The organism is Salicola sp. Rm-C-2C1-2, assembly GCF_040196175.1.
In the GTDB taxonomy this organism is placed as follows: domain Bacteria; phylum Pseudomonadota; class Gammaproteobacteria; order Pseudomonadales; family Oleiphilaceae; genus Halospina.
In genome coordinates, this window is sequence record NZ_JBEFNF010000007.1 from 127,892 (window position 1) to 151,080 (window position 23,189).

The 23,189-nt window shown below is 59.2% G+C and carries 18 protein-coding genes; 4 read left to right on the forward strand and 14 right to left on the reverse strand.

Annotation, left to right across the window (positions count from 1 at the left end; genetic code table 11):
- Positions 1-87: 87 nt before the first annotated feature.
- A complete protein-coding gene (locus tag AAF659_RS12335; protein ID WP_349752062.1) occupies positions 88-747 on the forward strand; it encodes a peroxiredoxin in 660 nt (219 codons plus the stop codon).
- A gap of 101 nt (positions 748-848) precedes the next feature.
- On the opposite strand, the gene cysI is transcribed toward AAF659_RS12335, so the two are convergent.
- From cysI to aceE, 4 genes are all read right to left on the reverse strand, one after another.
- A complete protein-coding gene (gene cysI, locus AAF659_RS12340) occupies positions 849-2,552 on the reverse strand; it encodes an assimilatory sulfite reductase (NADPH) hemoprotein subunit (protein WP_349752063.1) in 1,704 nt (567 codons plus the stop codon).
- Entirely contained in the window at positions 2,552-4,348 is a 1,797-nt protein-coding gene (locus tag AAF659_RS12345) for an assimilatory sulfite reductase (NADPH) flavoprotein subunit (RefSeq protein WP_349752064.1), read from the reverse strand. The genes cysI and AAF659_RS12345 overlap by 1 nt, the downstream gene beginning before the upstream one ends.
- Positions 4,349-4,532: 184 nt before the next feature.
- Entirely contained in the window at positions 4,533-6,191 is a 1,659-nt protein-coding gene (gene aceF, locus AAF659_RS12350; RefSeq protein ID WP_349752065.1) for a dihydrolipoyllysine-residue acetyltransferase, read from the reverse strand.
- A gap of 27 nt (positions 6,192-6,218) precedes the next feature.
- A complete protein-coding gene (aceE, locus tag AAF659_RS12355; RefSeq protein WP_349752066.1) occupies positions 6,219-8,885 on the reverse strand; it encodes a pyruvate dehydrogenase (acetyl-transferring), homodimeric type in 2,667 nt (888 codons plus the stop codon).
- A 192-nt stretch (positions 8,886-9,077) separates the two neighbouring features.
- Between aceE and AAF659_RS12360 the strand changes: the two genes are divergently transcribed.
- A complete protein-coding gene (locus AAF659_RS12360) occupies positions 9,078-9,656 on the forward strand; it encodes a hypothetical protein (RefSeq protein ID WP_349752067.1) in 579 nt (192 codons plus the stop codon).
- Between the two features lie 40 nt (positions 9,657-9,696).
- Here the strand turns inward: AAF659_RS12360 and AAF659_RS12365 are convergent, their stop codons facing one another.
- Positions 9,697-10,221: a hypothetical protein gene (locus AAF659_RS12365; RefSeq protein WP_349752068.1), complete on the reverse strand. Its 525-nt coding sequence runs from the start codon at positions 10,219-10,221 to the stop codon at positions 9,697-9,699.
- A gap of 63 nt (positions 10,222-10,284) precedes the next feature.
- Here AAF659_RS12365 and AAF659_RS12370 point away from each other — a divergent pair, with 63 nt between their 5' ends.
- Complete coding sequence (locus tag AAF659_RS12370; RefSeq protein ID WP_349752069.1) at positions 10,285-10,614, forward strand: hypothetical protein; 330 nt, start codon at positions 10,285-10,287, stop codon at positions 10,612-10,614.
- Here AAF659_RS12370 and AAF659_RS12375 read toward each other — a convergent pair.
- The 4 genes from AAF659_RS12375 to AAF659_RS12390 form a co-directional block, all read right to left on the reverse strand.
- Positions 10,611-11,441 carry an alpha/beta hydrolase gene (locus AAF659_RS12375; RefSeq protein ID WP_349752070.1) on the reverse strand — a complete coding sequence of 277 codons (831 nt, stop codon included), beginning with the start codon at positions 11,439-11,441 and terminating at the stop codon, positions 10,611-10,613. The two genes, AAF659_RS12370 and AAF659_RS12375, sit on opposite strands and share 4 nt — an antisense overlap.
- Positions 11,420-12,223 carry a DUF7840 domain-containing protein gene (locus AAF659_RS12380; RefSeq protein ID WP_349752071.1) on the reverse strand — a complete coding sequence of 268 codons (804 nt, stop codon included), beginning with the start codon at positions 12,221-12,223 and terminating at the stop codon, positions 11,420-11,422. Before AAF659_RS12380 ends, AAF659_RS12375 begins: the two co-directional genes overlap by 22 nt.
- Positions 12,224-12,454: 231 nt before the next feature.
- On the reverse strand, positions 12,455-12,889 hold the full coding sequence (locus AAF659_RS12385; RefSeq protein WP_349752072.1) for a hypothetical protein: 435 nt from the start codon (positions 12,887-12,889) through the stop codon (positions 12,455-12,457).
- Between the two features lie 104 nt (positions 12,890-12,993).
- The gene (locus AAF659_RS12390; RefSeq protein ID WP_349752073.1) at positions 12,994-13,857 is read right to left on the reverse strand and encodes a tetratricopeptide repeat protein; all 864 of its coding nucleotides are present in this window, start codon (positions 13,855-13,857) and stop codon (positions 12,994-12,996) included.
- 149 nt (positions 13,858-14,006) lie between these two features.
- Here AAF659_RS12390 and lon point away from each other — a divergent pair, with 149 nt between their 5' ends.
- On the forward strand, positions 14,007-16,457 hold the full coding sequence (gene lon / locus AAF659_RS12395; RefSeq protein ID WP_349752075.1) for an endopeptidase La: 2,451 nt from the start codon (positions 14,007-14,009) through the stop codon (positions 16,455-16,457).
- A gap of 216 nt (positions 16,458-16,673) precedes the next feature.
- Here the strand turns inward: lon and pnp are convergent, their stop codons facing one another.
- The 5 genes from pnp to infB all read right to left on the reverse strand — a co-directional run bounded on the left by pnp (position 16,674) and on the right by infB (position 23,184).
- Complete coding sequence (pnp, locus tag AAF659_RS12400; RefSeq protein ID WP_349752076.1) at positions 16,674-18,800, reverse strand: polyribonucleotide nucleotidyltransferase; 2,127 nt, start codon at positions 18,798-18,800, stop codon at positions 16,674-16,676.
- A 78-nt stretch (positions 18,801-18,878) separates the two neighbouring features.
- On the reverse strand, positions 18,879-19,148 hold the full coding sequence (gene rpsO, locus AAF659_RS12405; protein ID WP_349752077.1) for a 30S ribosomal protein S15: 270 nt from the start codon (positions 19,146-19,148) through the stop codon (positions 18,879-18,881).
- Between the two features lie 77 nt (positions 19,149-19,225).
- Positions 19,226-20,140: a tRNA pseudouridine(55) synthase TruB gene (gene truB, locus AAF659_RS12410; RefSeq protein WP_349752078.1), complete on the reverse strand. Its 915-nt coding sequence runs from the start codon at positions 20,138-20,140 to the stop codon at positions 19,226-19,228.
- Entirely contained in the window at positions 20,137-20,553 is a 417-nt protein-coding gene (rbfA, locus tag AAF659_RS12415; protein ID WP_349752079.1) for a 30S ribosome-binding factor RbfA, read from the reverse strand. Before rbfA ends, truB begins: the two co-directional genes overlap by 4 nt.
- A 12-nt stretch (positions 20,554-20,565) precedes the next feature.
- The gene (gene infB, locus AAF659_RS12420; protein ID WP_349752080.1) at positions 20,566-23,184 is read right to left on the reverse strand and encodes a translation initiation factor IF-2; all 2,619 of its coding nucleotides are present in this window, start codon (positions 23,182-23,184) and stop codon (positions 20,566-20,568) included.
- Between the last annotated feature and the right edge of the window lie 5 nt (positions 23,185-23,189).

Here is a 23,189-nt window from a genome sequence, read left to right on the forward strand (position 1 = left end):
TAACCTTATCTATAAAACCCATTTTGATAAGAACAGCTGCTTATATATCCTAGACATAGATGACCACAACCCTCAGGAGAATGCCCAATGACTCTCAGAATCGGACAGACAGCACCGGATTTCACGGCCCAGACCACCGAAGGCAAGATCAACTTTCACGAATGGATCGGCGACAGCTGGGCCATCATCTTCTCGCACCCGAAGGACTTCACACCGGTGTGCACCACCGAGCTGGGTTACATGGCCAAGCTGAAGCCGGAGTTCGATAAGCGCAACACCAGAATCATCGGCCTCTCCGTCGACCCGGTGGACAACCACGCGGGCTGGGCCAGAGACATTGAGGAAACTCAGGGCACCGCGCCAAACTACCCTATGATTGGCGACACCGACCTGAACGTTGCGCAGAAGTACGACATGCTGCCCGTTGATGAAGAAGCGGAAGCCGAAGGCCGCACACCGGCCGACAACGCCACCGTACGCTCGGTGTTCATCATCGGGCCGGACAAGAAGATCAAGGCCATGCTCACCTACCCCATGACCTCTGGCCGTAACTTCGACGAAGTGCTGCGCTTGCTGGACTCCTGCCAGCTGACCGCCAAAGAAACCGTAGCCACACCCGTGAACTGGCAAAGCGGTGACGATGTCATCATCCCGCCGAGCGTGAGCGACGAAGACGCGCATAAAAAGTACCCGGAAGGCTTCACCACGCACAAGCCTTACCTGCGTACGGTCAAGCAGCCGAAGTAACCACTCCGACGGCACGACACAAAAAACCCGGCTTCCGAGCCGGGTTTTTTATTTCTGGAAGCTCAACAGTCTGGAGAGGAGAGTGCGGCAGGGCCTAAAGCTTACTCCGCCGACAATGCCTCATGGAACATCGCCGGCGTGCGCTCCGCCTCGACGATTCCAGCACGCACCAGGAAATCCCCGAAGTACTCACCAGACTCCCGCTCAGCCGCATATCGCGCCAGCATCGGATCCAGAATCCCGAGGATGGTTTCCTCGTCAATATTCTCGCGGTACAGCCGATTCATCCGCTCACCACGGTGATCCGCGCCCAGATACAGGTTGTACTTACCCAACGCCTTGCCAGTCAGGCCAATCTCCCCCAGATAGGGCCGCGCACAACCATTAGGGCAGCCCGTCACACGCACATTGAGAGCCTGCTCCGAAAGCCCATGCTTCGCCATCAGCGCATCCAGCTTCCCAACCAGCTCCGGCAGATACCGCTCTGACTCTGCCATGGCAAGAGCACAGGTCGGAAAGGCCACGCAGGACATGGCGTTACGCGCCAGCGGCGTGCTCTTGGTTCCATCACGCAGCCCATACTGGTCCACCAATGCCTGGATGCTGCTCTTCTGTTCCGGCGTTACGTTGGCAATGACCAGATTCTGATTACAGGTAACCCGGAATTCGCCCGTGTGCACCCTGGCAATCTCCCGAAGGCCCGTGCGCAACGGGTAACCGTCCCAGTTCGCGATCCGGCCACTGTCGATGTGCACCGTCAGATGGCTGTTGCCGTTTTCGCCTTCAACCCAGCCAAAACGGTCACCGTTATGTTCGAACTCATAGGGCCGCGCCTCCTCCATCGGTTGACCGTGGTACTCGGCGAATTTCTCGCGCAACCAATCCAGGCCATAGTCATCCATGGTGTACTTAAAGCGTGCATGGGACCGGTTGGTGCGGCAGCCATGATCCCGCTGGATTGCAGTGATGGCTTCACAAGCATCTGCGGCCTGATCCGCCGGTACGAAGCCGGCCACCTCCCCCAGGCGTGGATAGGTTTCAGGCTCACCATAGGTGGTCCCCATGCCACCACCGACGGCGATATTGAAGCCGCGCAGCTCACCGCCCTCAACAATGGCGATCAGACCGATGTCGTTGGCGAACACATCCGCATCGTTCTCAGGCGGCACCGCAAGCGCAATCTTGAACTTACGCGGCAGATAGTAGTAACTATAAAAATCCTCTTCCTCTTCACCCACACGGTGCACGCATTCCTCACCAAGCCAGATCTCGGCATAGGCACTGGAGCGCCACATCAGGCGCTCGCTGATCTCAGCGGACAAGCGGTGAATTTCGGCATGCAGCTGCGACTCGTGGGGATTCACGTTTGAGACCACGTTTCGGTTCACATCCCCGCAGGCGCCCTTGGAGTCAATGCCCAGGTCATTCACCCGCTGCATGAGCGTTCGCATCTTGTTCTTGAAAACGCCGTGAAACTGAAACGTCTGGCGTGTAGTCAGCCGCAGTGTGTGGTTGGCGCACTCATCGGCCACCTCGTCCAGCCCCAGCCACTGTGTGGGCGTCAGCACACCACCTGGCAGGCGCAGACGTACCATGTGCATGTACAGCGGCTCCAGCTTCTGTTTGCGGCGCTCGTCGCGCACGTCGCGGTCGTCCTGCTGGTAGCTGCCGTGGAACTTGGTCAGCTTGGTGTCCGCCTCCGCGATGGCACCCGTGGCCTCATCCGCCAGGCTTTCCTCAATGGTGCCCCGCAGGTAGTGACTCTCGCGTTTGATGATCTCGGCTTCTGGCAGTTTATCGGCCATCAGTACACATCCCGTTGGTAACGTTTCTCGCGGGCAAGATCCCGCAGGTATTCGGTGGCCTCATCACGGCTCTTGTTGCCCTCGTGGGCAATCATGTCGATCAGGGCCTCGTTCACATCCGGCGCCATGGCGTCGGCATCCCCGCACACATAGATATAGGCACCGTCCTGGAGCCAGCTCCAGAGCTCAGTGGCGTAGTCCCGAATCCGGTCCTGCACATAGACCTTTTCCGCCTGATCGCGGGAGAAGGCGACGGTAATGTGCTCCAGCATCCCCTGCCGGCGCCACGCCAGCCATTCACTCTGGTAGAGGAAGTCCGCGCGGAATTGCTGCTCTCCAAAGAACAGCCAGTTACGGCCATTCGCGCCGCGTTCTTCCCGTTCCTGCAGGAAAGCCCGGAAGGGAGCCACGCCAGTCCCCGGCCCAACCATAATAATGGGCGCGTCATCATCGTCCGGCAACTTAAAGTTCTTGTTGGGGTCGATGTAGACGGGCACACTCGCGTCGTCTTCCAGCCGGTCCGCCAACCAGGTGGAAGCCACTCCTTCACGCTCCCGATTGTGCGATTCGTACCGTACGGCGGCCACAGTTATGTGAACTTCGTCCTCGACTGCCGCCTGGCTGGACGCAATGGAATAGAGCCGTGGTGGCAGCTTGCGCAGCATGCCAGTGAGGGTATCCGCGCCCAGCCCCTCCACAGGCCATGCCTCGGCCAGATCCAGAAGATCGCGGCCGCGCATCCACTCGTTCAAGGCCGATTGATCCTCAAGCAGTTTCTGCAGCTGAGCATCACCACTGTAGCCCGCCCATTGCTCCATCAAGGGCTTGGTCAGCACCGTGATCTCACGGTAGTGCTGGAGCGCCTGCGCCAGGGTTGTCTGGGTTTCCCCCAGCGAAACCGTTTCATCCGCACTCAGCCCCAGCTTTTCGATGATTGCCGCCACCAGCCTGGGCGTATTCTGCGGATAGATACCAACCGCATCGCCCGGCCGATAACTCAGCCCTGAATCCTCCAGTGAGAGCTCAATATGACGGGTTTCCTTGTTGGAACCACGGCCGTTGAGCACGATGTTCTCAAGCACCGGAGCCGGGAATGGATGCTTACGGTCGTACTGGGACTTACCCGGCGCGGATCCTGTGGCCTGGCTGCCAGCCGCCGACACTGCCGCCCCGGCCCTGGCTTCGATCGCGTCCAGCATCGCACTGACCCAGGCCTCTGCCGGATCGTCGTAATCCACATCGCAGTCAACCCGCTCCACCAGCTGGGTGGCCCCCAGTTCGGCAAACCGGGCGTCGAAATCTTTCCCCGTCTGGCAGAAATGCTCGTAGCTGGTGTCTCCGAGTGCCAGAACGCCGTAATGGACGCCCTTCAGCCCAGGTGCCTTGCGGCTGTGCATGAACTCGTGAAAGTCCAACGCGCCGTCCGGCGGATCACCTTCGCCATGGGTGGATGCCAGCACCGCCACGTGACTCTCGCTCTTGAGCTGGCGTGGTTTGTAATCCGCCATATCCACGACCGTGGCATTGATGCCCCGGGCACTGGCCTGTTCCCCGAGCATTTCGGCCACACCCTCGGCATTACCGGTCTGGGAGCCGTAAAGAACGGTCAGCGAAGGGGTCTCCGCACTGGCCGCTGCAGCACCGCCGGCGGAGGGCTGGCCGGTCTGGGCAGCACGCCAGCCGGCCAGATACCCGGAAAGCCAATCAACCTGGTGGCTTTCAAGGGCACCGAGCACGTCGTTGAGCTGGCGAGCCTGCTCGTCAGTCAGGGGTGAGTTGTTCGATGATAGCGTCATCAGGAATAAGCACCTGTTATCCAATAGCACGATGACCTAAAGGGTAACAGCGATAAGTTATCGCTTTAACCCATCCATGAATGTTTTTTTATGGGTTTTACCGATAATTAATAATGGCTTACCGGATGAACACAAAAAACCCCGGCTGAAGCCGGGGTCAGATGAATGCCCAACAACCGGGGAGCTAGAGCAGCAGCTCCCTGAGATCCCCAAGCGTCGTCGACAGCAACGTGGTGAAGCGGGCCGCGTCTGCGCCGTTGATGGCGCGGTGGTCGTAGGACAGCGACAGCGGCAGCATCAGCCGCGGCTGGAACTGGGCGCCATCCCAGACCGGCTCCATAGCGGCTTTTGAGGCGCCAAGAATCGCGACCTCGGGCGAGTTCACAATGGGCGTGAACGCAGTGCCGCCAATGCCACCGAGGCTTGTGATGGTGAAGCAGGCACCGCTCATGTCGTTGTTCGTAAGCTTCTTGTCGCGCGCCTTGCCCGCCAGCTCCTGGGCCTCCGCTGCCAGCTGCCAGATGCTCTTGCGGTCCACGTCCCGGATCACGGGCACCACCAGCCCGTTGGGTGTATCCACCGCGATGCCGATGTGACAGTAGTGCTTCTGGATGATCTGCTCGTTCGCCATGTCCAGTGACACATTGAACTGCGGATAGGTGGTGAGGGCATGGGCACAGGCCTTCATTAGGAAAGGCAGCAGCGTCATCTTCACGCCCCGCTTCTCGCCCTCGGCCTTGTGGTCCTTGCGGAAGGCTTCCAAATCGGTGATGTCCGCCTTCTCGAACTGGGTTACGTGCGGCACGTTGAGCCAGCTGCGATGCATGCCCTGGGCAGTCAGCCGCTGGATCTTGGTCATGGATTGACGCTCGACCTCGCCGAACTGGCTGAAATCAGGCAGGGGCACCTCGGGGATACCGGCACCACCACCGGCAGGCGCACTGGCGCCGGACTGGAGCTGGTTGCGCACCCAAGCCTGAACGTCTTCCTTAAGGATGCGTCCTTTTGGCCCACTGCCTTGAATCTGCTGCAGGTCCGCGCCGAATTCGCGGGCGATACGACGCACAGAGGGCCCGGCATGGACGCGTTTGCCTGAGGCGGTGTCGGAAGAAGCGCTCTGAGACGCATCGGCCTTGGTGTTGTCGCGAGCAGGGCTCGCTCCTGCAGCGGGAGCTTCTTTCTTGTGCTCTGGTTGTTTATCAGCACCTGTGCCCTGCGCACTACTGTCTGCAGCCTCCAGCATGCCGACGACGTCGCCCTCCTTGAGGGAATCGCCCACCTTCACATCCAGACGGGTGATCTTCCCGGTGGCCGGAGATGGCATTTCGACCGTGGCCTTATCGGATTCCAGTTCCAGCAGTGGGTCCTCGGCGTTCACTGAATCGCCAACACCGACCAGAACCCCAACGATTTCAACCGACTCGGCGCCGCCGAGTTCGGGGACGTGGATCTCCTGTTCGCCGGCGGAAGTTCCGGATGCCTCGGAAGCCGCATCCCCGGCCTGCGAGTCGGTATCCGCTTCCTGCGCCTCATCGCGAGCGGGGCTCGCTCCTGCAGGTTCCTCGTCGCTTTCGGACTGGTCGCTGTCGCCGGAGGCGCCGGCTTCGGCGGTTTCCATCATGCCTACAAGATCGCCTTCCTTGAGGGAATCGCCCTCCTTCACATCCAGACGGGTGATCTTTCCGGCTGCCGGTGCCGGCAGTTCCACCGTCGCCTTGTCGGACTCAAGCTCCAGCAGCGGGTCCTCGGCATTGACTGAGTCCCCAACGCTGACCAGAACGCCGACAATTTCTACTGACTCCGCACCGCCCAGCTCGGGAACCCGGATTTGCTGTTCACTCATAGTGCCGTGTCTCCTTTTACTGGCGGATCAGCTGGACGCCGGATTGGGTTTATCGCCATCGATACCGTACTGGTTCATGGCCTCAATGACCGTCGCGTGCTCCACGCGGCCTTCCTCAGCCAGCGCGTTCAGCGCAGCAGCCACCACGTGGTAGCGATCCACCTCAAAGAAGGCCCGCAGGTTCCAGCGGGTGTCAGAGCGCCCGAAACCGTCAGTGCCCAGAACGTGGTAAGGGGCTGGCACAAAGGCACGGATCTGCTCGGACTGCAGCCGGATGTAATCCGTGGAGGCGATCACCGGCCCTGTCTGGTCCCTGAGCTGGTCGTGGACCCAGGAGGTCCGGTTTGTCTTGTCCGGGTGGAGGCGGTTCCAGCGCGCCACATGCTGGCCATCGCGGGCCAGCTCACCAAAGCTGGTTACGCTCCACACATCGGAGCCCACCTTGAATTCCTCCTTCAGCATCTGCGCTGCGGCCCTCACTTCATTGAGGATGGCACCGCTGCCCAGCAGCTGAACCCGGGGCGCTTTGTCCTTCGCCTTACCCGCCACGTTCACGGTCTCCAACTGATAGAGGCCGCGGATGATGCCCTCCTCAGCCCCCTTGGGCATGGGCGGGTGCTGATAGTTTTCGTTGAGCAGCGTGATGTAGTAGTAGATGCTCTCGTTTTCCTGATACATCCGCCGCATCCCATCCTGGATGATCACCGCTACCTCGTAGGCGTAGGTGGGATCGTAGGTCAGGCAGTTGGGCACCACGTTGTGCAGGATCAGCCCGTGGCCGTCCTGGTGCTGGAGCCCTTCGCCATTGAGGGTGGTGCGGCCAGACGTACCGCCCAGAAGGAAACCCCGGGCACGCATATCACCAGCAGCCCAGCACAGGTCGCCCACCCGCTGGTAACCGAACATGGAGTAGAAAATGTAGAACGGCATCAATGGGTAATCGTGATTGCTGTAGGCCGTGGCTGCCCCGATCCAGGCGGACATGGCGCCGGCTTCGTTGATGCCTTCCTGAAGGATCTGGCCCTTTTTGTCCTCCCGGTAGTACATGATCTGGTCCCGGTCCTCGGGCGTGTACTTCTGGCCCTCGGAGGTGTAGATGCCGGTCTGGCGGAACAGCCCCTCAATGCCGAAGGTGCGGGCCTCGTCCGGCACAATGGGCACCACGCGCTGACCCACCTGCTTGTCCTTGAGCAGGATGGTGAGCATGCGCACGAACGCCATGGTCGTGGACATCTCTTTCTCACCGGTACCCTCGAGCAGCTTGTCGAAGGCACTGAGTTCCGGGACCTTGAGCGGACGGGCATCGCGGCGCCGGCGCGGCAGATGACCACCAAGGTTACGCCGGCGTTTCTGCATGTACTGCATCTCCGGGCTGTCGGCGGCCGGGCGGTAGTAGGGCAGGTTCTCCAGCTCGTCGTCGTTGACCGGCACGGCGAAGCGATCCCGGAATGCCTTGAGCCCCTCTTTATCCAACTTTTTCACCTGGTGGGCGATGTTCTGCGCCTCCGCGCCCTTGCCGAATCCATAGCCCTTGATGGTGTGCGCCAGAATGACCGTGGGCTGGCCCTTATTGTTCACCGCCTCGTTGTAGGCGGCATAGACCTTGTACGGATCGTGGCCGCCACGGTTAAGCGCCAGGATGTCGTCATCGGTCAGCTCCCTGGCGAACGCCGCCAGCTCCGGGGTCTGGCCAAAGAAATGCTTGCGCGTGTAGGCCGGGCCCTGGCTCAGGTAATTCTGGAGCTCGCCGTCACAGGTGCGATCCAGCGCTTCCTGGAGCACCCCCTCGGTGTCCTTCTCGAACAGGGTATCCCAGTGGCGGCCCCAGACAACCTTGAGCACGTTCCAGCCGGCTCCGCGGAAAATGCCTTCCAGCTCCTGGATGATCTTGCCGTTGCCGCGCACCGGCCCGTCCAGGCGCTGCAGGTTGCAGTTGACCACGAAGATGAGGTTGTCCAGGTTCTCGCGCCCGGCCAGACCAATCGCCCCCAGAGTCTCGGGCTCGTCGCATTCGCCATCACCGACGAAGCACCAGACCTTGCGGTCACCACTTTCCACCAGCTCCCGGTTATGCAAATACTTCATGATATGGGCCTGGTAGATCGCCTGGATCGGCCCCAGCCCCATGGACACAGTGGGGAACTGCCAGTAGTCCGGCATCAACCAGGGGTGGGGATAGGAGGAGATGCCGTTTTCCAGCGTATCCTGACGGTAGTGGTCGAGCTGCTCCTCGCTCAGCCGCCCCTCCAGGAAGGAGCGGGCGTAGATGCCCGGTGCTGCGTGGCCCTGAAAATAGACCAGATCCGGCTCACGGCTTTCATTGCCGCCATGGAAGAAATAGTTGAACCCAACATCGTATAGAGTGGCGGCCGAGGAGAAGGTGGAGATGTGGCCGCCCAGATCCCCCGGCTTCATGTTCGCCCGCATCACCATTACAAGTGCGTTCCAGCGGATCAGCGAGCGAATGCGGCGTTCCATGAACATGTCGCCGGGCATCCGTGCCTCGTCTGTAGGCTGGATGCTGTTACGGAAGGGCGTGGTGATGGCGTAGGGCATGGGCGTGCCCGCCCGGGTGGCCCTGTCTGAAAGTTTCGAGAGCAGGTATTCCGCCCTCTCAACGCCCTCGTATTCGATAACCGATTCCAGTGCCTCCAGCCATTCCCGTGTTTCGACCGGATCCTCGTCTTCGCGCATCAGGGCCTCCTCCGTCGTGGGCATCTCGCCGTACATCACCTAACACTAACATAGCTCATTGCAGTGCGATTGCGCGGATTAGTTCACAGTTTCCGGATAGACCACCCTTACAGCGCTGAACAGAATTTGACCTTCTTTAACGGAACATTACACTTTGTGTAGAAATCTTGCCCACGGATCCGGAGCGCCATCATGAAAAAGGTAACCAAAACTCTGGCTCTTGCCCTCGTCAGTACCCTGCTGGGGGGGTCCGTTCAGGCAGTGGAAATGATGGATGAATCAGCCCTTGGAGGCGTCCATATCGACGCTGGCAATGTGCTCAGCGTTGTCGGGCCCACTGCAGCCGGTGGTGGGGAAGCGCCGCCCATCCAGCAAACAGCGGGGAAACAGGCCAGTCTGAGCATGGCGCTGGGCGTGGCAGACACTGAACCCAACCGCCCTGGCCGCCGGGCCGAGGACGAGCGCAGCATCCTTTCGCTGGTATTCGCGGAACCGGAGGTTTCAATTCCCCGCGAACGCTCAGTGCCGAGCCCTGCCAGCAACGGCCAGACGCTGACAGTCATCGACCCCCGCGAGCACCGCCTCCAGAGCTTTATTGAACCCATTCAGGGGCGACCGGTTGTGAATATGGGATTCGATGTACGGGTGGAACAGATTCAGTGGCAGGGGGTGCGCTTTCCCAAACAGGCCATCTCCCGTGACGGCTTCAATCAAACCCTTTATGGATTGGAATTTCAGGGCAACGGGCGCATGATGCGCAGTATTGACTGAAACGCTGCACGCGCCGTTACACCAGCATAGCTTAGCTGCATCAGGCAGGACGCTTGGCCCAGATGCCGCGACGGCGCCCATCAGGTGCATCGCGCTCAAAACACCTGGCAAAACCACGCTGCTCATGGAAGTGAATTGAGCGCACGTTTTCAGGCTCCAGAACAATGGCTGCATACTGCGGCACCCCGCTGAATTCCTGACTTACGAACCGGTAGAGCTCCGTAGCGGCACCACGAACCCCACCGCCCCGCCGGCTGCAGATCTGCTTGACCAGAAGAAAGCGCCCGGATTCACAGTCGTAAACCGACAGGCTCACCGGATCATCAGGGCTGATGCGGTCATCCGTGAAGGCCAGGATAAACGCCTCCACCTGCCCCTCGTGTTCCAGCACATAGAAGGCATTGGCGATCTGAGTAAAACGACGGTACTCGGCGGGCGTGAAATTGGAGACCAGAAATCCATAATCACGTGCCTCTTTACTGCTCAGACCCTGGAGAACCCATTGCTCTGCAAGACGGTGGATAGCGGGCACATCAGGCCCCGTCGCGGGCCGGATTTCGAACATCAAGCATTTCCTCGGTAGAATGCTTAATGATAATAGCCAAACCGAGCCCTGTTTGCACACCCGATGAACGCCAAACCACCCAGGCCCAGATTCTGTGAGCTGTGCGGGCGGGAAGTGGATGAGCTTACCCAGCACCATCTCGTGCCACGGCGCCTGCACCGCAAAAAGCGGTTCCGCAAGGCATTTTCACGAGAGGAGCTGGTAACGCGCATCTGCTGGGTCTGCCGTCCGTGTCACAACATGATTCATCATGTGTGCAGCGAACAGCAGCTGGGCATGTTCTACAATACGCGGGAGTCACTGCTGGCCATCCCGGAACTGGCCGATTTTATTAACTGGCTTAGCACCAAACCTCCGGGCTTTGTGCCGAAAAAACGGCATCCGCGACGCTAGGGGCAATCTTCCCGAATGAAATCCTGAAGCCGCCCGCGCACGTCTTCCGCCTGGGCACTGCGGATGTGTTTTCCCCTGAGACGCTGAAAGGTTTTAGGCTGCGCTGCCGCCTCATAAAGCGCCTTGCCATGTTCAAACGGGATGATGCCATCCTCGATGCTGTGCATGACCAGCAGTGGCCTTGGTGCGATATCGGCAATCCGGTCAATGGGATCGGCCTCGTCCGGCATCAGCGGAGCAACCAGAAAGCTGAACGGCCAGAGTACCCAGCTCTTACGCATCACATCGCGGGTGATGCTCTGGTAGCTGGTGAACGGTGCCTCCAGGATGACACAGTCACCCTTACCGGCATTACCCGCGCGCGCCAGTACACCAGTCGCCAGTGACGCCCCCAGGCTCTGCCCGAAAACCACCAGAGGCGGTTTCACACGGTCTGCCGCATAGAGCCAGTCCAGCCCCAGCTGGATATCCTTGCGAGCACCGGCCAGATCCGGCTCCCCTTCGGAGAGACCATAACCACGATAGTCGATCAACAGTACCTGGTAGCCCTTCTCGGGCAGCCAGGCCACGTTCATCAGGTGGGTGCTGATGTTCTGGGCATTGCCGTGCAGGTGATACACCGTGCCGCGCACCTCATCCGTGGCCGAGGGTAGCCACCAACCATGGATGCGTTGGCCATCCGGGTGGATGAGAACGATATCCTCATAATCCAGGCCCTGGCGGGACGGGTTCTGAACCCAGTCGCTCATGGGATAGAAGAAGAGGCCGCTGCAGCCACCCACCCCGAGTAGCGTCAGCAGCAGGGTCAGTCGAAGTAATAGCGCCATGAGAGGTGGAACTCCGTTTCAGCCCGGTCCGGTCCGCCATCCCGCTCAACACGGGCGCGCAGAGCATGGTTGCGACCCAGGGGCACGTTAAGCGTAGCCGAGGGTCGATAGCGGCGGTCATCGTTATGATAGTACAGACCCTCCGCTTCAAGCCCCAGCTGGAAGTGTTCAGCATACCAGAGCAGACCAGCTCGCGCGCCAGCCGCCGTGGAGACCAGCACGTCGTGGGCGCTGTTATTCTCCGCCCGCGCCATGGCGTAGGCATAGGGCATGACCGAACCCAGCTCCCAGGCCAGACCGGGGCCACCCTGGATATGGCGCGTAAGATGGCGCTTATCACCGATGAACCGCCGGTCCAATCCGCCGTTCACGAACCAGGATATGGGGTTACGGAAACGGTTGCGTGGGGCCAGCGACTTGATGTTGACCACATCCAGCTGTTCCAGGCTCAGGTCATCGCTTTCCGTACGCCGGATGCGCGCATGGAAGGCTTCGATCGCCGCGCCATTCAGGTAACCCTCCGGGTTATCCAGCCAGTCATGATAAGTGAAGCGGGCCTGGAGCTCTCCGAACCCGCGGTCACCCAGCATGCCACCGCCGGCGGCCAGCATCTTGGTGCCATGGCCCTTTTCCGGCGAGGCCGGTCTCTCTGGTTCAATCCCAGAAACCGTAGGCGTATCATTGATGGTTCTGAGAAGCGCCATGCCACGCTGGGCAACCGCCTGACTGCGTTCGCTTTCACGGTTCTGGAGGCGCAGGTGGGCGTAGGCGGTACGGGCCACCAGATTCTGGCGTTGGGGCTCCAGCTTCGTAAAGGCTTCTCTAAGAGAGTTTTGTTCTTCATTTCGAAACTCCTTGTAATAATGATCCCACTGATCATCCTATCAAGAAGGTTCGTGCATTCTTCTGAATGCCGGAAAGAGGAGAACTAACTAGGTAGCTGAAGTACAGCCGAGAAAATATTAGAAGAAGGCACGCATGGGGCAATAGTCCACCCCATGCGGGTCAATTCATCATTCGATGGAGTTAATCGTCCCTTTATATCCCGAAACTTTAACTTGAGTCGTACTAAAGATCAGATAGTTACTCCTGTCAATTTCGTATTTCGGAGCAACGATAATATCAGCGCCACTGCTTTCAACAGCCTCATATGCTGCCGCAGCTTTAGCCTTTTGAACTTCTTGCCCAAAATAGCCATAGCCAGAGGTTACGCCACCTCCGTAAGACACACCTTCTGCCAAAGTAGAGTCGTCAGCTCCAATTGGAAAAACCAGGAACCTTGAGAAAGTAGCTTCACCTGAGATTTTTCCGCCCACCTCGACATCTGCTTCGACATTTGTCTGAAGCGGTGACGTGAGCGGCATTGAATTCGTACTAACCTTAGTCGCCGAGCAACCTCCCAGAGCCAGCGCCCCGGATGCTATCGCAGCAATTGCAATTTTTTTCATCGTGTCTCCTTGAATTCTTACTCCAAAAGCTTAAAGCCTCTGTGCAGCAACCCACACAGCACACTCATTCAAGCTTAAATCTCGTTAACATTCAAGCCTGCTGCTCAGTACATCATCGCGAACAGCCGCCGCCGATATTGGCGCACCAGCGAGTTCTCGTTACCAAGCAGGTCAAAAAGCTTGATGAGTGTGCTCTTGGCGGCTCCGTCCTCAAAGTCTTTTTCCGTCTGAACCGATTTCAGCAGAAGCTCCATAGCCGCCTCGTAGTCACCAGCAAGGATTCCATGCGTAGCCAGCTGATTCATGGCGGCCACATCTGACGGATCCTCTTTTACGCGGGCCTGTAGCTCCGCTACCGGCGGGATGTCCCGTGCCTGCTCCTCAAACTCGAAGCGGGCTTCAACCTGCTTTGCCCCGGGCTTAAGGCGTTCTTCGCCGGGCAGGCTTTCATAGATGGCGCGGGCTTCTTCGAGCTGACCCTGCTCCAACCGCAGGCGGGCCAGGTCGATCAGCACATCGTAATCCTGGGGGTTCTGCTGATTCATCCGAACCAGCACTGCCTCCGCTTCCTCAAGCTGCCCCTCGGACCACAGGCGCTTTGCCTTCTCCTGGTCGCTTTCCGGTGGTGCGTCGACATGTTGATCCAGCTTTTCCCGGATCTCGCCCTCGGGCAACGCACTGTTGAATTCATCCAGCAACTGCCCCTGCTTCACGATCTTAACGTTGGGCAGGCTCTGAACGCCCAGGTGCCCGGCGAGTTCCTGCTGTTCCTCGGCATTGACCTTGGCGAGCACAAAGGCCCCTCGGTATTCCTCGGCAAGCTTTTCAAGAATGGGGCTGAGCTGCTTGCAGGGCTGGCACCATTCCGCCCACACATCAATGACCACGGTGGTGGACATGGACGCTTCCAGCACCTTCTGCTGAAAGTTCTCGAGTGTGGCATCAAAAATGAACTCGGAGTTGCTCATAGCGCTGGATCCTGTAATTGGCGATCGTCCGTCTTGTCGTGAAGATGGGGATCCAGTGGACGTTGTTCAACCCGGCCGGCCCCCTTGATTTGCGGGTTTGAGCCTTCATATCTGCAGGAGTAATGAAGTTTGGCGACGGAAAGGGGATCATGACAGACAGCGACGCAATCGAATACATCGGCAGGGACGACAATGGAGATGACCAGGCCGGTAAAGGAAGTGGTCTGGCCCTGCCCTACCAGGTAATGCCGAAGCGGCTCTACATTATGCCGCTCTCCGGCCGCCCCTTCCTGCCGGCCCAGGTTCAGCCCGTGGTCCTGGACCAGGATCCGTGGGATGAGACGCTTCAGCAACTGGACGACAGCAGCCACATGACTGTAGGCCTGTGTTTTGTGGAGAATGAGAGCGGCGAGAGCGAGGACGAGGATCATCAGCCGGCACCAGAGCAGCTCGCAAGCATGGGCTGCGCCGTGCGTGTGCATCACGTGCATCGTGAAGACGGCAAGATCCAGTTCATCGCTCAGGGAGTCCGCCGCTTCCGGATTGATCACTGGCTGCGCCGTGAACCGCCCTATCTGGCCGAGGTGAGCTATCCCGATGAACCCTCCGAGGACCATGAGCAGGTCAAGGCCTATACCCTGGCAATCATCAGCTCCATCAAAGAGCTACTGCGCACCAATCCACTCTATGGCGAGGAGGTCAAGCACTACCTTTCGCGCTTTGGGCCAGATGACAGCTCGCCCCTCGCCGATTTCGGCGCCGCCATAACAAGCTCCCGCGGCCCGGAGCTGCAGGACGTACTGAACACCATCCCGCTGCTCAACCGGATGGAAAAAGTACTGCTGTTACTGCGCAAGGAACATGAAGTCGCACAGATGCAGGCGGAAATCACCGAGGAGGTGAATGAGCGTGTGCAGAAGCACCAGCGCGAGTTCTTCCTGCGCGAACAGCTCAAGATCATCCAGCGTGAGCTCGGCATTGCCAAGGACGACAAGACCGCGGACGTCGACATGTTCCGCAAGCGTATGGCGGAGAAAGCACCGCCGGAAAACGTACAGGAGCGCTTCGACGACGAGATCGAAAAGTTTCAGGTCCTGGAGCAGGGTTCACCGGAATACGGCACCACCCGTAACTACCTGGATTGGCTGACCCAGATGCCATGGGGGCAGCATTCCCAGGACAAACTGGACCTGAAGGAGGCGCGGCGGGTGCTCAACCGCGACCACGACGGGCTCGACGACATCAAGGACCGCATACTCGAGTTTCTGGCCGAAGGCACCTTCAAGGGCGAGATCTCCGGCTCCATCCTGCTGCTGGTGGGCCCACCAGGGGTCGGCAAGACCTCCATCGGCAAGTCCGTGGCCAGCGCCCTGGGGCGCGAATTCTACCGCTTCTCCCTGGGCGGCATGCGCGACGAGGCCGAAATCAAAGGTCACCGGCGCACCTACATCGGCGCCATGCCGGGCAAGTTTGTGCAGGCGCTGAAGGAAGCAGGGACCAATAACCCTGTGATCATGCTCGACGAGGTCGATAAGATCGGCAACTCCTTCATGGGTGATCCGGCTTCCGCACTACTGGAGAGTCTGGACCCGGAGCAGAACGGCGAGTTCCTGGACCACTACCTTGATCTTAGGGTGGATCTGTCCAAGGTGCTGTTCATCTGCACCGCCAACCAGCTGGACACCATCCCGCAGGCCCTGTTGGACCGCATGGATACCATTCGGCTCTCGGGCTACATCACGGACGAAAAGGTGGACATTGCCAAGCACCACCTTCTACCCAAGCTGCTGAAGCGGGCCGGACTCAAGAAAAAGCAGTTCGACATTACTGACGGTGCGATCCGCCAAGTGGTCGAAGGCTATGCCCGCGAAGCGGGCGTGCGCAACCTGGAGAAACAGCTGCACAAGATCGTTCGCAAAGGCATCGTCCGCATGATCGAGGCTGAAGGGGAACAGCGACCGATCCGGGTGGGCGTCAAAAACCTGCCGGATTATCTGGGTCAGCCCCTTTTCCGTAAAGAAAAGGCCCTGCGTGGTGTCGGCGTTGTGACCGGCCTGGCCTGGACCGCCATGGGCGGTGCAACACTGGCAGTGGAGGCTTCACGCGTCCACAGCCAGGATCGGGGTTTCAAGCTCACAGGCCAGCTTGGCGATGTCATGAAGGAATCCGCCTCCATCGCACACAGTTTTGTCTCCTCGCATCTGAAGCAATACAAGGGTGACCCGGAGTTCTTCGACCGTTCCTACATTCACCTGCATGTACCGGAAGGGGCAACCCCCAAAGACGGCCCTAGTGCGGGTGTGACGATGGCCACGGCCCTGCTGTCGCTGGCGCGCAACGAGGCGCCCCACAAGACATTAGCGATGACCGGTGAGTTGACACTGACGGGGCAGGTTCTGGCTGTGGGGGGCATCCGGGAAAAAATCATCGCCGCGCGGCGCCAGAAGATCAGTACCGTGATCCTCCCGGAAGCCAACCGCGGCGATTACGAAGAGCTTCCAGACTACCTGAAAGACGATATGGAGGTGCATTTCGCCAAGGAATACACCGACGTGTATCGGGTTTGCTTCGAGGACTCGCCGCGACACAAGCCGACCTGACGGATAAGGACAAACCGCTATAGCGCTTCAGGCTGTGAAGGCTATACTAATGAGTATCGGTTGCGGCGCATCCGATCCTCAGAATTCCTGTCATCTGAGTAGAGCCCATTGGCCACCGACGCGGTGGCCTTTTTTATGTGCTTTTGAGCCCCTCACAAAAAAGGGGTCGCCATAGCCACCCCTTTATCACGTACCGGCTGGCACCTGTACCGGTGTTTACGCCTCACCGGGCAGACGGAAGTCCACCGGCTCTTCGTCACCAGTTACTTCCTTCATGCTGAGCTTGACCCGGCCGCGCTGGTCCACGTCCAGGACCTTGACCAGCACTTCCTGGCCTTCGGTAAGCTCTTCGCGCACGCTCTCGATGCGCCGGTCGGCAATCTGGCTGATGTGCACCAGTCCGTCTTTGCCGGGCAGCAGGTTAACGAAGGCGCCGAAGTCGACAATGCGCTCTACACGGCCACGGTAGACCCGATCAACTTCCACGTCCGCGGTCAGCTCCATGATGCGGAACGTAGCCTTCTCGACTTGCTCGGAATTGTCGGCGTAGATCTTGACCGTGCCATCATCCTCGATATCGATGGATGCGCCCGTCTCCTCACAAAGCGACCGGATGGTGGCGCCACCCTTGCCGATCACATCGCGGATCTTTTCGGAGTCGATGTGCATAGTGTGCATCTTGGGCGCATTGTTCGCCACATCCGAGCGCGGCTCACCAATAACCTTAGCCATTTCGCCGAGAATGCGCTGGCGGGCCTCATAGGCGCGCTGCAGCGCGATTTCCATGATCTGCTCGGTGATACCGGCGATCTTGATGTCCATCTGCAGGGCCGTAACCGCATCGGGCGTACCCGCCACCTTGAAGTCCATATCGCCGAGATGGTCCTCATCACCGAGAATGTCGGTCAGGACGGCGAAATCATCGCCATCCTTCACAAGGCCCATGGCGATGCCGCCCACGGGCGACTTCACCGGCACACCAGCGTCCATCAGTGCCAGACTGCTGCCGCAGACCGACGCCATAGAGCTGGAGCCATTAGACTCCGTGATCTCGGACACACAGCGCACGGTGTAGGGGAAGTCGTCATGCTTGGGCATGATCGCCTGAACACCCCGGCGTGCCAGCCGGCCATGGCCAATCTCACGGCGCCCCGGGGGCCCCATGCGGCCAGTCTCGCCCACGGAATAGGACGGGAAGTTATAGTGAAACAGGAACGGATCCCGGCTTTCCCCCTTGAGGGAATCCACAATCTTGGCATCACGGGCTGTACCAAGCGTTGTGGTTACGATGGCCTGGGTCTCACCCCGAGTGAACAGCGCTGAGCCATGGGCGTTCGGAAGCAGTCCGACCTCCACGCTGATCGGGCGTACGGTGTGGTTGTCCCGACCATCAATACGCGGCTCGTTACGCAGGACTCGCCCGCGCACAATCTCTTTTTCTACCTTACCGAAGTACTCCTTGACGTCATCTTCGGTGGGTTCGCCGCCTTCCTCGGCAGATGCCAGCGCTTCGACTACGCGCTTCTTCAGCTCACCCAGCTGATCCTGGCGCTCCAGCTTATCCTTGACCTGGTAGGCGGCCTCAATCTCACTGCCGAACTGCTCGTTGATGCGGTTCTTGAGCTCGGTTTTCTCGGGCTCAGCTTCCCACTCCCAAGACGTCGGCTTGACTTCCTCAACGAACTCGTTGATTCCGTGGATCGCTGTCTGCATCTCATTATGGGCGAAGAGCACAGCGCCCAACATCTGGTCTTCGGTCAGACGGTCCGCTTCAGACTCGACCATCAGAACGGCGTCCTTGGTGCCTGCCACAACCATGTTGAGGCGGCTTTCCTCAAGCTTTTCGTAGGTCGGATTGAGGCAATAGCCATCTTCATCCGTAAAGCCGACGCGAGCACCGCCAATAGGTTCCTCAAAAGGCAGCCCGGAGATGGACAGCGCTGCGGATGCGCCGATCATTGCGGGAATGTCCGGATCGACATTTCTATTTGAAGACATAACGGTGCAGATGACCTGGGTTTCGTGCTTAAACCCGTCCTTGAACAGCGGCCGGATAGGCCGATCGATCAGACGTGAGGTCAGCGTTTCTTTTTCCGAGAGCGGCCCTTCACGCTTAAGGAAACCACCTGGAATCTTACCCACGGCGTAGGTTTTTTCCACATAGTGGACAGAAAGCGGGAAGAATGGCATCGAGCTCTGTTCCCTCTCCGCCATGACGGTAACCAAAACGGAGGTATCATCCATGGTTACCAGGACGGAGCTGGTGGCCTGCCGTGCAATTCGGCCGGTCTCGAGGGTAACGGTGGACCCTGCAAATTCGAAGGTTTTCTTGACTGGATTCACACTTGCTCCTTTCCAGACGTTCGTTATTCAGAACCAAAACGGCCAGACCCGGAGGTCTGGCCGACATTGTTTTGACCGTTAGCGCCTGAGCTCAAGGCTGCGGATCATCTCTAGATAGCGATCCGCATTCTTGCGCTTGAGGTAGTCCAGTAGCTTGCGGCGTTGGTTGACCATCCGGATCAGCCCGCGGCGCGAGTGGTGATCCTGCTTATTTTCCTTGAAGTGACTCTGCAGCTTCACGATGTTGTGCGTCAGAAGCGCAATCTGTACTTCAGGAGAACCAGTATCGCCTTCGGCGCGCTGGTAATCCTGAACGATTTTCTGCTTTTCTTCGTTGGTCAGTGCCATGATTCACTCTCTCCCGAATATGCCTTGAATGAAAACGGGCCGGACCGCGCATATCTACAGCCCGACCGTACGGTTTGTCAGCCGCGGGCACTCATCAGCCGCCGAGGCTTGATCGCATCCCCTGCCTTTTCTGCTAGACCGAGGAAGCGTTGATCCTGATCATAAAGCCGACAGAAGCCCTCGCCCCCCGGTTCAGAACCCGATATGGTAACAGCCTGGCCGTGGGAAATCGATACAGCGCGCTCACCTTCCAGCACTGTGGCGGGCAGGTCCGAAAGCAGCACATCCGGCGGTAACAGGTGCTCGTGCGCCGCCATCCTTCCCATAGTTTCAAGCTCGTCGAGGTCCAATGCCTGCGTGAGCTCAAAAGCCCCAGCCTGCTCCCGGCGCAACTCAGCCACATGCGCACCACAACCCAGTGCCTCACCAATATCATCCACGAGCGTGCGGATGTAGGTGCCTTTGCTGCAGCGCACGCGCAGCTCCAACTCATCGCCTTCAAGCCGCAACACAGTCAGCTCATCAACACGGATGGACCGTGCCTCCCGGGGAACTGTCTGTCCTTCCCGGGCATACTCATAGAGTGGCCGACCCTGGTATTTGAGCGCCGAATACATCGACGGCACCTGCTCAATAGCTCCCCGGAACCCCTCCAGAGCGGCCTCAAGCGCCGCTGGATCCAGCGTTGACGGTATGGCACGGGTCTGGACGGCCTCACCATCGGCATCACTGGTGGTAGTTCGCTGGCCCAGTTTGGCGACGGTACAGTAGGTTTTGTCTGCTTCCAGCAATCGCTGGGCGAACTTGGTGGCTTCACCGAAACAAAGCGGCAGAATCCCGGTGGCAAGCGGATCCAAAGCACCGGTGTGGCCGGCACGGGCAGCATTGAGAAGCCGTCGGACCTGCTGCAGCGCAGCCTTGGAGGTCATCTCTGCCGGTTTATCAAGTACCAGAACGCCGTTGATATCGTCACCACGACGTCTTCGACTCAATCCCCGTCTCCGTCTTCCGGGTCCTGCTCACCATGCCGTCGCTGGTCACTCGCGACAGCCTCACGAATCAGCGATTCCATGTGACGGCTTTGCCCAGCCAGGCGGTCAAAGCGGAAGCGCAATTGGGGCACGACGCGCAGGCGCATGGACCTGCCCAGGTGCCCGCGCAGGAAGCCGGAGGCGCGCTGCAGCACCTCCAGACTGGTCTGGACTTGTTCGCTGTTCTCGTCCAGCTCCTCAGTACTCAGCAGCGTGATGTAGATATCCGCATAACCGAAGTCCCGACTCACTCGCACTTCACTGATATTAACCATACCCAGCCGCGGGTCTTTGACCTCGCGCTGGATCAGCTGCGCCAGCTCCCGCTGGATCTGGTCGGCGACACGGTCGGCACGACTGAATTCACGCGGCATGAATACTCCCGATCAGTTGAGCTTGCGCTCGACCTGGATCCGGTCAAAGACCTCGATCTGGTCGCCAATTTTTACGTCATACCCTTTCACGCCGATACCGCACTCCATTCCATTACGTACCTCGTTAACGTCGTCCTTGAAGCGGCGCAGGGAATGAAGCTCGCCCTCGAAGATAACCACGTTGTCACGCAGCACGCGGATGGGCTTGTTGCGGTAGACGTGGCCTTCCGTAACCATACAGCCGGCTACCTGACCAAAGCGCGGCGAGCGGAAGGTATCGCGAACTTCGGCAATACCCAGAATTTGTTCACGGAACTCGGGCTTAAGCATACCGGTAAGCGCTGCCTTAACATCATCAATCAGGTTGTAGATGACGCTGTAATAGCGCAGGTCCACATCTTCTTGCTCCGAGAGCTTTTTGGCCGCCGGTGTCGCACGGACATTAAAGCCAAAGACCACGGATTCGCTGGTAATCGCCAGGTTGATGTCGGATTCGGAGATACCACCAACACCGCTGGAAATCACCTGGACTTCGACTTCCTCGTTACCCAGATCCTGAAGGGCACCGGTAATGGCTTCCAGAGACCCCTGAACGTCGGCCTTGACGATGAGATTGAGCGTCTTGGCCTCTTCCTTGCCCATATTCTCGAACAGGTTCTCGAGTTTGGCTGCCTGCTGGCGATGAAGGCGCTGTTCACGCTCTTTCTCCTGACGGTACTCGGCAAGCTCTTTGGCCTTCTTCTCGTCGGCCACACGCACGAATTCGTCGCCAGCACTGGGCGTGCCATTCAGGCCCAACACCTCGACCGGAATCGAGGGGCCTGCGGTTTCAATATGTTTGCCGGTCTCGTCCACCATGGCCCGGATCCGGCCATAGTACATACCGGCGACGATGACATCGCCCTTATGCATGGTTCCGTTCTGGACCAGCAGCGTTGCCACCGATCCGCGCCCCTTCTCCATGCGGGATTCGACCACGGTACCTTTGGCAGGCCCTTCGGGCACGGCGGTCAGCTCCAGAACCTCGGCCTGAAGCAGGATCGCCTCCAACAAGCCATCAATGCCGTCGCCGGTTTGAGCCGAGAGATGCACAAACTGTGTCTCGCCGCCCCATTCCTCGGGAACCACTTCCATCCCCACCAGCTCATTCTTGACCCGGTCCGGATCCGCCTGCGGCTTGTCCATCTTGTTAACCGCAATCACCAGAGGCACGCCAGCCGCCCGCGCATGCCGGACTGCTTCCTTGGTCTGTGGCATGACGCCATCGTCAGCCGCCACGACAAGGATGACAATATCCGTAGACTGCGCACCGCGGGCGCGCATTTCGGTGAACGCGGCATGCCCTGGGGTGTCCAGGAAGGTGATCATGCCGTGGCCGGTCTCCACATGGTAGGCACCAATATGCTGGGTGATGCCTCCGGACTCACCACTGGCCACTTTGGTCTTACGGATGTAGTCGAGAAGCGAGGTCTTGCCGTGGTCGACATGGCCCATAACGCTGATAACCGGGGCCCGGGTTTGGGCGTCACCTTCGTATTCGATATCGCTGAGAACTTCTTCTTCAATCTCATCCTCGCGGACCGACTTGGCCTTATGCCCCATCTCCTCAACCACCAGAATCGCGGTTTCCTGATCCAGTACCTGGTTGATGGTAGCCATGACGCCCATTCCCATCAGAGTCTTGATAACTTCGCCTGCCTTGACGGCCATGCGCTGGGCGAGATCAGCCACCGTGATGGTTTCCGGAATTTCCACTTCATGCACCTTGGGCTTGGTCGGCTTTTCAAAAACATGGCGCTTTTCGCGCTGCTGCTTTTTACGGCGGGATGAACGCAGCGGTTTGCGCGGCTCTTCCGCAGCGGCGGGGGCAGCCTCTTCAGCCTCGGCCTCGGCCTCAACCTCGCCCTCAGGCGTATCCAGTTCAGCCAGCTCTTCCTCAACACGCGGCTTTTTGGCCCCTTTCTGAGCCGCTTTGCCGCCCTTGCTCTTCTGCTTGCCTTCTTCGTCCTCGCGCTGCGGCTTACCTTTCTTTTTCTTAGTGTGCTTGCGCGAATCCTCTTTGGCGGGCTCGGGAGCGGGCGCAGGTTCTTCAGCCGCGGGCTCAGCTTCATTTTCCGCGGATTCAGCGGTTGCTGCCTCCGTTTCGGCTGCATCTCCGGCCTGCTCGGCACCTTCCGCAACCGCGCCGGACTCCTCAGGCGGCTGCTGTTGCTCCGCGGCATCGCCAGTATCCGGCGTTTCCGGTGAAACCTGGGTTTCGTCCGTTGCCGGTTCTTCAGCCTGCTGCTGCGACGCTTCCTCTTCGGGCTGCCCCTGTGCTTCGGAACGCTTGACGTAAGTGCGCTTCTTGCGTACCTCAACGTTTACCGTTTTAGCGCTACTGCCACGGCTCCCTCCGCCAGTCCGTAACTGGGTTGTGGTACGGCGCTTGAGCGTCACCTTGCTCGGCCCACCGCTTTCAGCGCCGCTCTGATTGCGGCGCAGATAGGCAAGCAATGTCTGCTTTTCCTCGTCCGTGACCACATCGTCTTCCGCCCGCTTGCTCAGGCCAGCTTCTTCAAATTGACGGAGCAAGCGATCAACGGGAGCGCCTACGTCTTCGGCCAATTGCTTAACTGTTACTTCGGCCATACTGG

Bases quoted from the DNA above. Each gene is read 5' to 3' on its own strand.
- AAF659_RS12335 (WP_349752062.1), top strand. From the start codon at position 88: ATGACTCTCAGAATCGGACAGACAGCACCGGATTTCACGGCCCAGACC.
- cysI (WP_349752063.1), bottom strand. From the start codon at position 2,552: ATGGCCGATAAACTGCCAGAAGCCGAGATCATCAAACGCGAGAGTCAC.
- AAF659_RS12345 (WP_349752064.1), bottom strand. From the start codon at position 4,348: ATGACGCTATCATCGAACAACTCACCCCTGACTGACGAGCAGGCTCGC.
- aceF (WP_349752065.1), bottom strand. From the start codon at position 6,191: ATGAGTGAACAGCAAATCCGGGTTCCCGAGCTGGGCGGTGCGGAGTCA.
- aceE (WP_349752066.1), bottom strand. From the start codon at position 8,885: ATGCGCGAAGACGAGGATCCGGTCGAAACACGGGAATGGCTGGAGGCA.
- AAF659_RS12360 (WP_349752067.1), top strand. From the start codon at position 9,078: ATGAAAAAGGTAACCAAAACTCTGGCTCTTGCCCTCGTCAGTACCCTG.
- AAF659_RS12365 (WP_349752068.1), bottom strand. From the start codon at position 10,221: ATGTTCGAAATCCGGCCCGCGACGGGGCCTGATGTGCCCGCTATCCAC.
- AAF659_RS12370 (WP_349752069.1), top strand. From the start codon at position 10,285: ATGAACGCCAAACCACCCAGGCCCAGATTCTGTGAGCTGTGCGGGCGG.
- AAF659_RS12375 (WP_349752070.1), bottom strand. From the start codon at position 11,441: ATGGCGCTATTACTTCGACTGACCCTGCTGCTGACGCTACTCGGGGTG.
- AAF659_RS12385 (WP_349752072.1), bottom strand. From the start codon at position 12,889: ATGAAAAAAATTGCAATTGCTGCGATAGCATCCGGGGCGCTGGCTCTG.
- AAF659_RS12390 (WP_349752073.1), bottom strand. From the start codon at position 13,857: ATGAGCAACTCCGAGTTCATTTTTGATGCCACACTCGAGAACTTTCAG.
- lon (WP_349752075.1), top strand. From the start codon at position 14,007: ATGACAGACAGCGACGCAATCGAATACATCGGCAGGGACGACAATGGA.
- rpsO (WP_349752077.1), bottom strand. From the start codon at position 19,148: ATGGCACTGACCAACGAAGAAAAGCAGAAAATCGTTCAGGATTACCAG.
- rbfA (WP_349752079.1), bottom strand. From the start codon at position 20,553: ATGCCGCGTGAATTCAGTCGTGCCGACCGTGTCGCCGACCAGATCCAG.
- infB (WP_349752080.1), bottom strand. From the start codon at position 23,184: ATGGCCGAAGTAACAGTTAAGCAATTGGCCGAAGACGTAGGCGCTCCC.